The sequence below is a fragment of the Macrococcus equi genome, assembly GCF_047426745.1.
Lineage (GTDB): Bacteria > Bacillota > Bacilli > Staphylococcales > Staphylococcaceae > Macrococcoides > Macrococcoides equi.
Genome location: NZ_CP179732.1, coordinates 1,480,774 through 1,492,408, shown reverse-complemented (window position 1 = coordinate 1,492,408; position 11,635 = coordinate 1,480,774). Strand labels below are relative to the sequence as shown.

Annotated in this window: 13 protein-coding genes; 3 read left to right on the top strand and 10 right to left on the bottom strand. The window is 36.4% G+C overall.

The window, feature by feature from the left end; all coding sequences use genetic code 11:
- Window positions 1-187: 187 nt before the first annotated feature.
- Together ACMGE6_RS07870 and ytkD are read right to left on the bottom strand one after the other, a co-directional pair.
- A complete protein-coding gene (locus tag ACMGE6_RS07870) occupies window positions 188-940 on the bottom strand; it encodes an alpha/beta hydrolase family protein (protein ID WP_414053356.1) in 753 nt (250 codons plus the stop codon).
- Complete coding sequence (gene ytkD, locus ACMGE6_RS07865; RefSeq protein ID WP_414053355.1) at window positions 927-1,394, bottom strand: RNA deprotection pyrophosphohydrolase; 468 nt, start codon at window positions 1,392-1,394, stop codon at window positions 927-929. Before ytkD ends, ACMGE6_RS07870 begins: the two co-directional genes overlap by 14 nt.
- Before the next feature lie 45 nt (window positions 1,395-1,439).
- Here ytkD and ACMGE6_RS07860 point away from each other — a divergent pair, with 45 nt between their 5' ends.
- Both ACMGE6_RS07860 and yidD read left to right on the top strand, forming a co-directional pair.
- Window positions 1,440-2,213: a hypothetical protein gene (locus ACMGE6_RS07860; protein WP_414053354.1), complete on the top strand. Its 774-nt coding sequence runs from the start codon at window positions 1,440-1,442 to the stop codon at window positions 2,211-2,213.
- Between the two features lie 9 nt (window positions 2,214-2,222).
- Window positions 2,223-2,453 carry a membrane protein insertion efficiency factor YidD gene (gene yidD / locus ACMGE6_RS07855; RefSeq protein ID WP_414045934.1) on the top strand — a complete coding sequence of 77 codons (231 nt, stop codon included), beginning with the start codon at window positions 2,223-2,225 and terminating at the stop codon, window positions 2,451-2,453.
- 164 nt (window positions 2,454-2,617) lie between these two features.
- Here the strand turns inward: yidD and ACMGE6_RS07850 are convergent, their stop codons facing one another.
- The 6 genes from ACMGE6_RS07850 to ACMGE6_RS07825 form a co-directional block, all read right to left on the bottom strand.
- Window positions 2,618-3,595, bottom strand: a complete 978-nt coding sequence (locus ACMGE6_RS07850) for an enolase C-terminal domain-like protein (protein WP_414053353.1) — start codon at window positions 3,593-3,595, stop codon at window positions 2,618-2,620.
- Entirely contained in the window at window positions 3,576-4,970 is a 1,395-nt protein-coding gene (gene menE, locus ACMGE6_RS07845; RefSeq protein WP_414053352.1) for an o-succinylbenzoate--CoA ligase, read from the bottom strand. Before menE ends, ACMGE6_RS07850 begins: the two co-directional genes overlap by 20 nt.
- 135 nt (window positions 4,971-5,105) lie before the next feature.
- Entirely contained in the window at window positions 5,106-5,927 is an 822-nt protein-coding gene (gene menB, locus ACMGE6_RS07840) for a 1,4-dihydroxy-2-naphthoyl-CoA synthase (protein ID WP_414046772.1), read from the bottom strand.
- Window positions 5,917-6,711, bottom strand: coding sequence for a 2-succinyl-6-hydroxy-2,4-cyclohexadiene-1-carboxylate synthase (gene menH, locus ACMGE6_RS07835; protein ID WP_414053351.1), 795 nt, complete (start codon window positions 6,709-6,711; stop codon window positions 5,917-5,919). Before menH ends, menB begins: the two co-directional genes overlap by 11 nt.
- Entirely contained in the window at window positions 6,698-8,365 is a 1,668-nt protein-coding gene (gene menD, locus ACMGE6_RS07830; RefSeq protein WP_414053350.1) for a 2-succinyl-5-enolpyruvyl-6-hydroxy-3-cyclohexene-1-carboxylic-acid synthase, read from the bottom strand. Before menD ends, menH begins: the two co-directional genes overlap by 14 nt.
- The gene (locus ACMGE6_RS07825; RefSeq protein ID WP_414053349.1) at window positions 8,358-9,662 is read right to left on the bottom strand and encodes an isochorismate synthase; all 1,305 of its coding nucleotides are present in this window, start codon (window positions 9,660-9,662) and stop codon (window positions 8,358-8,360) included. The genes menD and ACMGE6_RS07825 overlap by 8 nt, the downstream gene beginning before the upstream one ends.
- Window positions 9,663-9,806: 144 nt before the next feature.
- On the opposite strand from ACMGE6_RS07825, the gene ACMGE6_RS07820 reads away from it, so the two are divergent.
- Window positions 9,807-10,727 carry a 1,4-dihydroxy-2-naphthoate polyprenyltransferase gene (locus ACMGE6_RS07820; protein ID WP_414053348.1) on the top strand — a complete coding sequence of 307 codons (921 nt, stop codon included), beginning with the start codon at window positions 9,807-9,809 and terminating at the stop codon, window positions 10,725-10,727.
- Between the two features lie 33 nt (window positions 10,728-10,760).
- Here ACMGE6_RS07820 and ACMGE6_RS07815 read toward each other — a convergent pair whose 3' ends face one another.
- Window positions 10,761-11,024: a hypothetical protein gene (locus ACMGE6_RS07815; protein ID WP_414053347.1), complete on the bottom strand. Its 264-nt coding sequence runs from the start codon at window positions 11,022-11,024 to the stop codon at window positions 10,761-10,763.
- A 14-nt stretch (window positions 11,025-11,038) separates the two neighbouring features.
- The gene (locus ACMGE6_RS07810) at window positions 11,039-11,506 is read right to left on the bottom strand and encodes a PH domain-containing protein (protein ID WP_414053346.1); all 468 of its coding nucleotides are present in this window, start codon (window positions 11,504-11,506) and stop codon (window positions 11,039-11,041) included.
- Window positions 11,507-11,635: the final 129 nt, after the last annotated feature.

Below are 11,635 nucleotides of genomic sequence, written 5' to 3'. Positions count from 1 at the left end.
CCCTCACCTTTTGCCTGTCTATGCCCTGTTGGTTGCGATATTTTTACTTTATCGCAACCATCTCACACCTATTGCCTGTCTATGCCCTGTTGGTTGCGATATTTCTACTTTATCGCAACCATCTCACACCTTTTGTCTGTCTATGCCCTGTTGGTTGCGATATTTCTATTTTATCGCAACCATCATTTTAAGCTTCAACTTCTTTCATCCATTCATATATGGCAGCTAGTACTTTACGCTCATTATCCGGTCTTAACACATGCTGTTCACCTTCTATATATATCGCTTTATGCTTAACACCAAGCTCAATCAGTTTTTCTTCTAACATCTTACCGTGTGCGATATTTACTTGTCGATCATCTGTTCCGTGAATAATCATCACTGGCGGACTATCGGGTCGAACCAGCGCTAATCCTTCTCGTCTATCATATTCATCTTTATTTGTTATATCACCGACAATACGTTTTAACATACTGCGTAGATCTTGTCGTTCATCATACATATAATAAATACTTGATACCCCGCCCCATGTAATAAAAGAAGTGACTTCGCTTTTCTGATAAGTCACGAGTCCTTGTATACCACCTCGAGAAAATCCGATGAAATGCAGTGGCACATTTGGATATTTCTTTCGTAATTTCCTTACTAATGCATAGACATCCTCACGGTCTGCTCCTCCAAATTCATCATGACCATTTTGGTGTGTGCCGCGATAAAATGGTGCTGCAACGAGTGTGTCAGGATAAGCAAAACGCATCAGTCCTGCTGGTCGTAATGTTCCTACTTGTCCTTTACCTCCACGTAAATAAATGATGATACGCAAAACTTTCTCAGGTTCATAAAGCAGCCCTTTTACTTCATATTCATCAGAATCATAGGTGATTTCCTGAAAATCTATACCAAGATATTGTGCAGGTATAACTCTACTACGCTTCCACATTAAAACGCTCCTTTAAAGTTTCTAATATGTATAATATGCAATGATCCTTTAATAGAAAACTCTTATCTTCTTCATCCACTTCATCTAACGACTTAACAATTACTGGTCCATTTGTCTCTAGATAATTACTCAGTTGATCGATATGACTCACTTTCACATAAAAGACATCTTTGCTGAATGGCATTGTATCATTCACAGTATATGTTGCGATAAATTCATAAGATTCAGCAATACCACCGGTTTCTTCATATAGTTCACGATGCATCGCCTGAATAGTAGTCTCACCTTGTTCAACTTTGCCACCTGGAAACTCAATGCCACGATTATTATGGTGCGTCAGTAGCAATTGACCTTTATAATTTGTTATCATTAATACATGTTTACTCACTGGCTGATCGGTAGTATGCTTAAAGTGAAGCACAACGCGATTACCGACATAATCTGTAAAAATCATAATATATACTCCATTCACAATTAAAAATAAAATGCCGAGGTTTATATGAAAAAATTAACTGCACTTTTAATTATTTTAGCATTAATTATCACCGGATGTGCATCACCACAACAAAAAAAGAAACCCTTAACAAAAGACCAGATCATCTCAAGAATGCAAAAAAATATAAAAGCCACTGAAAGTATTACTTTATCAGCAGATAATAAAACGACGATTTCTTACGATAAATTCACAACTAAATTTACCCAAAATACACAGTCTGAATATGATACTGTCAATAAGAGTGCATTATTGATTTCAGCTGACTCCAACAATACTAAATATCCTGTTAAGTCTGTGATATTCAATATGGACAATGGAAATATTGAAGCTTATCCTGAACCTGCATATCTGAACTACCGTGCAAGAAATGCCGATATTCAGTATTTTTCTGGTATACAATCAAATATGGTGAATTTAACTGATATCGTACAAAATATAATTAAGAAGACAATCGATGATATTGAAGTGAAAGATAATATCCTGCACTATGAAGGCAAGTCTCAAAATCTCAAAAATTTATTTGATTATGGTAGTGACTTTTCCAGCATGAATCAAATCGAGACTTTCAATCAACTAACTGACATTAAGATAGCTAAAGGTGAATATGACATCACGTTATCACCTGAAAAGAAATTACCTCAATTATTAAATTTTGACCTGAAAGTCAGCGCCAAAATTAAGAATAAACCTGTAACTATTTTGATACATCAGGAAACAAACTACAAACATTTTAATAAGACGAATGTTAAACCATTTGAAGAAGAAGATATTGAATAGGAGAAAAATATGAAAAGTATATTAGTTGCCATAATAAAATTCTATAGAAGTTATATTTCACCACTTACCCCGCCAACATGCCGTTTCAATCCGACATGTTCTCAATATGGGCTTGAAGCGATTGAAAAACATGGTGCGTTCAAAGGTAGTTATTTAACGATTATCAGAATCTTAAAATGTCACCCGTTCCATCCAGGTGGTTATGATCCAGTGCCAGAAAAAAAAGAACATAAACATTAAGAGGTCGAGATATTATTCCAATGTTTTTATGATTAACAGTCTAAACGGCGGAACAGAAGTTACCACTGCGACAAAAACCGAAAAAAACTATAAATCAAAGTGCGATTTATTAGTTTTTTTCGGTTTTTGCTTGTGGTAGAACACTTCTGATCCAGCCTCTCTTTTTAATAACTTACTATTCTTTGTAACTTATTCTCAACAACAACAGGCACTGATAGATGCAGTTGCTTATCAGCGATATATTCTTCATAAATCGTAAAATCATTATCAAAATAAGTTCCTTTTGGCGTGACATCCGGTACAGTACGAAACGCCTCACCAAGCATTGCAGTAAAGTATTTACTGAGTCCGAATTCATACATCCCGCCGGATACGAGTGCAATATCAGGACAATCATTCTGGATGGCAAATGATTGTGTAATACCACCTAATCTACTATATTTTATCACGGCCGTCTGTACACCGATGTCATAAAATTGCTGGATAGCACTTCTATCTGTCGCACTTTCGTCAATTGCTAAATGAATATCAGGATATCTTTTAAGCAGTGCATCATATGTTTTTATTGAGTGAAATGGTTCTTCAAAATAAAGAATATCTGACTTACTCAATGCATTCATTAAATCAAAATGTGCTTCTGACAGTAAACCATTCGCATCAATCACTATTTTTATATCACTTTCTTTTCGAATCATACGCACCTGTTCAAGAATCTTATCATGCATCTTTAACTTAATACGTGAAGCATCTGGATTTATTTCTGTAGCATCATGATGTAATGTTTGTCCGATGGGTATAACCACGGGACGCAGTTGATTGAAGTACTGGTAGGCGATAACATCAAAACAACTGCTGGCATTTGGACTACCTGCATCCAGATACGATTGCAAAGTGCCGAGGGTATCAATCTCTTTTCCTTTTAATCGCTTAAAGATAGTGCGAACTCTATCAGCAACGGAACTAATTGTTTCGTTATGATACCAGGGCGTCTCAAAACTATTCGCCTCAGCAAAATATTCAGTTCCGTCAATCACTATCCCTATGACCAGTACTTTTCGATGATTAAGCGTCACAAGATTAGTCTTAACCGGTACTTTAAATGGTGCTTCGAAAGTATAGAGATTAAGCTTTGTCATTTTCATTGATAAACCATTCCTTACATTGATGACGAGATATCTTGCCATTTGATGTTCTTTTTAATTCATCTACATGTAAAAGTTGTTTTGGATGCTTATACTTAGCAAGATAATTATTTAACGCGAGATTAATCTGGTCTGACTTGTCACCATCTGCTTCGTAAAGACAAACCGGCACATTTCCCCATATATCATCGTCTATTCCGATAATACAAGCTGCATGAACGTCTGTGTGATTCAGTATCACCTGTTCAACCTCGGAAGGATAAATATTTTCTCCACCTGAAATAATAAGATCCTTTCTGCGATCTAAAATATATAAATAATCTTCCTCAATATATCCTATATCTCCTGTCAGAAAATATGATCCTACAAAAGCATCGTCGTTCGCTACTTTCGGATAAAGATATCCGTGCATCACATTATCTCCTCTAACACCGATCTCACCTACACCATTTTGAACATTGAATAATTGAATATTATCATTGATACGACCGACACTTCTAGGATGTAATTTAATGTCCTCTTGATTTGCGGTAATCATTTGTGAACACGTCTCTGTCATACCAAAAGATGTATATATCGGTAGGTTCAGTGCACGTGTTTCAGCTAACACCCGGTCATCTAATTTAGCACCACCGATTAATATCCCTTGTAGTGAAAAGCGATGTGTCAGTCCATGTCGTAATAATCTTTCTAGTGTTTGCGGAACAAGTGAAGTATGCGTAATAGTTTTCTTCTCTATATCTTTTAATATTTGTTGTGCATCAAATTTTTCATGCAGTACCACTGTACATCCTTCCATTATCGCTCTAAGCAATATACTTAAACCACTGATATGAAATAACGGTAATACATCTAACCAGATAGCGTCAGCATCATAACGGAATATCCTTTTACAATTTTCATTGCTGGCATAGTGATTGATGAACCGTTGTGGTACAGCTTTCTGCACACCAGTTGTTCCTGAAGTGAACATGATGGATAGAATATCAGTCGGTTGATTCATAACAGGAGAATCTAGAGATTCGTTCAAATTTAATAGTTCATTTTTTTTGATTGTTTGCATCGCATCAAACTCATGATTAGTAATAAGTAGTTTGGTATTAACCGAGGCCATCTGACGGGTAATTTCCTGAGCAGTCAAATGTTTATTTATCATCACAACTTCGATACCTGCAACTATTGCACCATGAATAATCACACAATCACTTAACGTATTTTCTGCCTGTAGTGCAATACGTGTCTGATTTAAAGCGATTAGATTGTTCGCCATTTGTAGCGCTTTATTATATAACTCATGGTAAGTCAGTATTTCTCCGTAAAATTCTATTGCAATTTTATCAGGATATTGCTCTGCCGCTTCTTTAAGCCACTGCATACGTTCACGTCCTATAAATAGAGTTACTCTCATCATATCAAATATTTAAAACGTTGTGTCGATATAACCTTTACTACAGTTTCATGTAAATCAACAATAAAAATGAGCCTCCTAATTTGGAGACTCATCAGTTGCTTATGGGAATTTAGGGAATTGATCAAAGTTTGGCTGACGCTTTTCTTTAAATGCGTCACGTCCTTCTTTTGCTTCGTCACTTGTGTAGTAAAGTAACGTTGCATCACCTGCAAATTGTTGTAAACCTGCTAATCCATCAGTATCAGCATTCATAGCAGCTTTTAGGAAACGTAATGCTGTTGGAGAATGTTGTAACATTTCTTTACACCATTGAACAGTTTCATCTTCAATTTTGTCTAATGGTACAACTGTATTGACTAAGCCCATATCTAATGCTTCCTGAGCATCGTACTGACGGCATAAGTACCAGATTTCACGTGCTTTTTTATGACCGACGATGCGCGCTAAGTATCCAGAACCGTAACCCGCATCAAAAGAACCTACTTTAGGTCCAGTTTGACCGAAACGCGCATTTTCAGCAGCAATCGTTAAGTCACATACGATGTGTAATACGTGTCCGCCACCAATTGCGTATCCACGAACCATCGCAACAACTGGTTTAGGAATCACACGAATTAAACGTTGTAAGTCTAATACATTTAAACGTGGAATGTTATCGTCACCGACATATCCGCCATGACCACGTACTTTTTGGTCTCCACCTGAACAGAATGCTAAGTCGCCTTCACCCGTTAAGATGATTGCGCCGATGCGTTGATCATCACGCGCACGAGAGAATGCATCGATCATTTCCATTACTGTGTTCGGCGTAAACGCGTTACGTACTTCCGGACGGTTGATCGTAATCTTTGCGATACCTTCAAAAAATTCATATTTAATTTCTTTGTACTCTTTTAATGTTTCCCAAACTCTAGTCATGATTTTCCTCCTTGATAAACGATACTATTATTGTATCAAATATTTCTAAATTCTCCACATGAATTGTATGGCCGGCATTGATGATGACATGTTTCGCCTGTGGTAAGGCCTGACACATTCTTTGAGCGATTGCTTCAAATTTCTTATCCAGACTTCCGGTTAGTAAAAGTACAGGTAAGTTAAACTTCGGTAGCAGCGGCCAAAGATTCGGTTGCTGACCTGTTCCGTACTCTCGTAATGCCTTCGCAATGACTTTTGGATTGTGTTGCAAACGAATACGACGTTGTCTCTTCAATTGCTCAGTTGATAGTGGCTGATAAGTCTGAAACAAAGGTAGCGCTTCCCAATTATCGATAAACTGTTCGTAGTTAGCTTCTATCTCTCTGCTTCGATTGGAATCCTGTTCAATACGTTCTCTTCTGAGTTTGTCTGATTCAATACCCGGTGTTGCACTCTCAATAATTAGCTTATGTATGAGTTCCGGAAAATGTAGTGCTGTATAGAGCGCAAGACGTCCACCCATCGAATAGCCGTATAATGTGATATTGTCATAATCTGATTGTAACGCACGTAACTTCTCAGATAAATGACGTGCGATTGATTCAAATGACCAATCCTCGTCAAGATTCATATCCTGCCCATGCCCCGGACACTCCACCAGCAAAACATCCATATGAGAAAGCAATTGTTCCTTCGCTAGTTCAAATGTCTCAATATTACCAAGAAAACCATGTATCATAACAATCAAGTGCGTATGATTATTTCGATAAATTTTATAGTTTATCATTGATCTTCGCCTTTAATGTATCTATCAGTGCTCTGTGCGCTTTTAGATTTTCTTCTCTGTCAGAAGTAATCTCGATGATATGACCAGGATCTGTCGGTAATGTAATTTCATCGAAGACATTAAATTTTTTATATTTAAATTGATATAGCTGTGCTGTATGTTCAAAGTCAAGATTCAGTGGTGTACCAAATAATCGTTCAAAATGTGTTTTATCTTCGTACTGCGGTAGATAACTGAATATCCCTCCACCATTATTATTCATCACAATGATATTAATCATGTGAGTATGGTGATATTCTGATAATAACTTTTGCATTATCAAACCGTTCATATCGTGATAGAAAGAGATATCGCCGATGATTAATGTCACCTTTTTGTGACGTGCCATACCTAAAGCGGTACTCACGACCCCGTCAATGCCATTTGCCCCTCTGTTACAGTAAGGTTTACCTTCAAAGTGTGTAAAGAACGTATCGCCATCTCTAATCGGCATACTATTACCTAAAAATATCACTTCATCTTTTTTTATCTGTTTGAAAATTTGATAGGTTGCACTTCCTTCATCACAAACGGTTTGCGTATGCTGCATAATGTGATTTATGACAAGGTCATTTAAGGTGCGCCAGAACTTAATCCAGGCTTGATTATCAACCGGCTTTTCTTCAGCAATCTGTCTGAAGAAGTCATTTGCTGTAATTTCAATATATATATCCGGCACTTTCGGAAAAGTATTCGGCTGAATTCTTGGCTGTACCAATATTTGAGGCACATCACTTGCTTTTAACCACTGATTAATCGCCTTTGAAACTACCGCATTACCAACGCGAATGATGTAGCCTGGTGCAATAGCCTTTAACACTTTAAATATGCTGTCCCCTGTCGTTATCACATTCGGATGTTTTAAATCACGAATTTGGCTAAGTGGATCAGCAATTATTGGTATATTATGTATCGTTGAGAACACGAGCATCTGCGTTAAATCTTCAAGCTGACAGTCACCTGCAATGATAATACCCTGCTCACGCTTAATAATATGCTTTACAGTATTGACGTCAAAAGTCTTCTGATAACGCATTTGAACTTTCGTCTCTACAGTCATCATATCCTTCAAAGTAATATCAGGCATTAGCGGTTCTCTAAATGGTAAATTAAAATGTACCGGTCCTTTCATTGGCCCGCTTAAAAAGGTACTGGCCTGCAACATGACTGCATCGATAAATTGGAGCGTTTCATCTGTATTATCTGCTACAGGAAAATCACGTTCATAATGTACAAAATTGCGATACATTCCTACTTGATTGATGGCTTGAGGCGCTCCTACATTTCTTAGTTCATGTGGTCTGTCACTCGTTATAATCACTAACGGCATATTGCTGATAAAGCATTCAGACACTGCAGGCATATAGTTACTTGCAGCAGTCCCTGAAGTACATAATATAGCGACCGGTTTATTCGTAGCTTTCATCAAACCAAGTGCATAAAAAGCCGCACTACGTTCATCGGGATGAATATACGTTTTCATTCTGGGATGAAGTTCGCAGGCAATTGCCACAGGTGTTGACCTTGATCCAGGTGAAATAACAATTTCATGAATCCCGTAATCATATAATGATTTCACAAAATGAAATACTTGTTTCGTCAATGCTTCATTCATCTTTATTAACCCCTAACATTTCTAACATCGGTTTAAATTTAATCTCTGTTTCGTAAACTTCACTTTCAACTACACTGGACTTCACGATACCACATCCCGCATATAAAATTGCTGAATGATCTTCAACAATCATCGAACGTATCGCTACAATAAATTCACCGGCATCCTGAATATTTAAATATCCGAGTGGTGCACCGTATAGGCCACGTCCTTCATTCGCCTGCATTAAAAAGTCCATCGCAGTATGTTTCGGAAATCCACCTAGTGCAGGTGTTGGATGCAAACTTTTCGTTACTTCAAGTAACCCACCACGATTCAGCTTTGCACGAATCGGCGTATATAAATGATAGAAGAATTGATTCTCAAGTATGTCTGGTTTATCTTTAAGATAAATTTCTTGAGTGAAAGGTGCAAGGTCTTCCTGAATACTTTCAACTACGATTTTATGTTCATGTAGATTCTTATCGTCACCTAATAATACACTTGTAGCTTCAGGGATATCCTTACTCATCGTTCCTGCTATCGCATTCGTATGTAGTATACCGTCTTGTACTGCAACTAATTGTTCCGGTGTCTTCGTAACAAAAGTTTGCTTACCTGCTTCCATAAGTGCAAAGTAACTGACTTCATGATTGGTCATCGCCTGCTGTATAAAGGTGAGCGTATTGATACTATGCTCCATCGTTACTTTTCTTTTTCTGGACAATACGACCTTCTCTAATTTTTCTTCTTTCATCATCTCGATAGCTTTATATGCATTCGCTTTAAATAACTCAAGATCGATATCTTCACTCTTAACTACCGTGTTAACTGTCGTATGAGACAATTTATGATTTTTAATTTCATCTATTAACGCATGTACATCTCTATCCTGATCGACACAAAGTAGAGATGCATGACCGTCTACTTCCATAAACTGAAATTCAGGGATGACAAAGTGACTTTTGTGGAAGTTTGAAAAGTTCGCACTTTCATTATCATCAAACTGGAATCCACCGAATAGCTTTAAATCTTCAATTGCACCCGTCCCGTGAAAACACGCCTCGCTCATAAGCGCCTTAAATTGTGCTTCGACATTCACAGGCTGTATCTCATCAAACGCAATCACAACTTGATGTCCAATCCCAATCAATTTAAATGATTTGTCTTTATTGATAAATATATAGCGCTCTCCCTTGTAGTTACTAAAGAAGTCGAAAACTTCTGCAGGATTGACCGAAAAATCTAAATCAAACTGCTCAATTTTATTAATTTGTTTTATAGTTAAATTGCTATTATAGCCATGATTATCCGGCACATTCTACACTTCTTTCGCTTCAAAATAATATACTTATTATTTTAACATTATTCATTCATAAGTGGATAAATTATGCTAGATTTGTTGACGGTAGGCATTATAAAATATAAAATTTATACATTAAGAATAAAACGAGGTATGAATATGTCTGAACATCTTAAACAACACTCCGGTATTGCAAAATACTATCATCTTATGCGACCACATACATTAACTGCAAGTTTTGTACCTGTTTTAGTCGGAACAGCGTGTGCAAAATATTTTACTGATATTCGCATCGATTTATTATTGATGATGCTGGTAGCCTGTCTATTAATACAAGCAGCTACAAATATGTTTAACGAATACTTTGATTACAAGCGTGGCTTAGACGATCACACATCTGTAGGTATCGGCGGTGCGATCGTACGTAATGGCATGCATCCTAGAGCAGTCTATAACTTAGCAATAGCATTCTATATCATCGCAGCGATTCTAGGAATTTACATCTGCTCACAATCTTCATGGTTTATTTTACTTGTTGGAATTGTGTGTATGGCAGTTGGATACCTGTATACTGGTGGTCCTTTTCCTATCTCATGGACACCATTTGGTGAAATATTTGCCGGTTTCTTTATGGGATTTGTCATCATTATGATTACATTTTATATTCAAGTCGGTCATTTAGAATGGTACCCAGCAATCATGTCGATTCCCGTATCAATTAATATCGGTATGATTAATATGGCAAATAATATTCGTGACCGAGTGAAGGATAAGTTAAGCGGCAGAAAAACATATGTTATTCTCGTCGGTAAAACATTTGCGATTATTACAATGGCAATATTATATTTAGTGAGTTTCTTAACTGTACTTTATGTCGTCTTCTACAAACCATATGGCTCACTTTTCTTATTATTAATTCTATTTAGCTTTAATCTCCCTATTAAAGCAGTCAATCGTTTCTTTAAAGGAGATACACCGATCGAGCTAATGCCTGCTATGAAGGTAACCGGACAATTTAATACGGTATTTGGATTCTTATTTGCTTTAGGATTATACTTAGCAGCACTTACCGCAATATAAAAACGCGTGAGACTCAAGTCTCACGCGTTCTCTTTATAGTGAATGATTAAAAAATTCTTTTAAGCGTTCAATAACCACTACTGTGTCTTCTTCTGTAACTTCTCCGACACCCGCCTGATTTAAATCAATCGCATAGTTTTTAGCATCATAATTTACTTCTATAATAGAACCATTTGCTGCATAGCTACCCGGTTGAATCTCCTGAACTTTGTCCTGTTCATGATTTTCGCGGTAGTCTGCACCAAATTGACCTAGTTTTAATTCAGCATAAGATACTAATTTATCGATATTAGCCATTATAAAATCCTCCTTTAAAATGTTTCGGACATTTTAATTCTAATAAATTCAACAATTCCAGGCAAGTCATCACTCTTAATCATACGTACTGTTACCGATTTTTCACTTAACTTCTTACGTTTATATTTAAAGAAGACGTCACCAAATTCTCCTTCAGTGTTAGGTTCAAAATCAATATCAACTAAATTCGCATAATCTATCACTTCATAATAAATACGCTTAGACTTAAACTTGCTATGTACCATCACAATACGATCCTGCAAAAGGATAAATAGGCCATGCTGATTTAGGTTAATATGGCTGTACGTTGCAAATTCTATAAGTTCTTTATTTTTGATATCCTTACAAATTACTTTTAATAATTTAATAAAAAAACGACGCTCTGATTTTTTTATGCGTTTAAATATTTTTGAAAAACGTTTATAGCGTACCGGATAGTTAATCTCGGTTAACACTTTACGTGTGGAAGTTTTCTCTTTCATAATCGTCACCTGATGTCTCAAATTAATTTTTTTTAAATATATATTTTTTTAAAATATAGTGTTAGCATAATACACATTATACATGCTTTTAACATCAAAAAATAGATAGCAATAAAAATTTTCTAGAGA

What these genes read in the sequence shown, in the direction of transcription:
- ACMGE6_RS07810 (WP_414053346.1), bottom strand. Translation starts at nt 11,506, where the DNA reads ATGAAAGAGAAAACTTCCACACGTAAAGTGTTAACCGAGATTAACTAT.
- ACMGE6_RS07860 (WP_414053354.1), top strand. Translation starts at nt 1,440, where the DNA reads ATGAAAAAATTAACTGCACTTTTAATTATTTTAGCATTAATTATCACC.
- ACMGE6_RS07850 (WP_414053353.1), bottom strand. Translation starts at nt 3,595, where the DNA reads ATGAAAATGACAAAGCTTAATCTCTATACTTTCGAAGCACCATTTAAA.
- ACMGE6_RS07870 (WP_414053356.1), bottom strand. Translation starts at nt 940, where the DNA reads ATGTGGAAGCGTAGTAGAGTTATACCTGCACAATATCTTGGTATAGAT.
- menH (WP_414053351.1), bottom strand. Translation starts at nt 6,711, where the DNA reads ATGATAAACTATAAAATTTATCGAAATAATCATACGCACTTGATTGTT.
- ACMGE6_RS07815 (WP_414053347.1), bottom strand. Translation starts at nt 11,024, where the DNA reads ATGGCTAATATCGATAAATTAGTATCTTATGCTGAATTAAAACTAGGT.
- menE (WP_414053352.1), bottom strand. Translation starts at nt 4,970, where the DNA reads ATGCAGTGGCTTAAAGAAGCGGCAGAGCAATATCCTGATAAAATTGCA.
- ACMGE6_RS07820 (WP_414053348.1), top strand. Translation starts at nt 9,807, where the DNA reads ATGTCTGAACATCTTAAACAACACTCCGGTATTGCAAAATACTATCAT.
- yidD (WP_414045934.1), top strand. Translation starts at nt 2,223, where the DNA reads ATGAAAAGTATATTAGTTGCCATAATAAAATTCTATAGAAGTTATATT.
- ytkD (WP_414053355.1), bottom strand. Translation starts at nt 1,394, where the DNA reads ATGATTTTTACAGATTATGTCGGTAATCGCGTTGTGCTTCACTTTAAG.
- menD (WP_414053350.1), bottom strand. Translation starts at nt 8,365, where the DNA reads ATGAATGAAGCATTGACGAAACAAGTATTTCATTTTGTGAAATCATTA.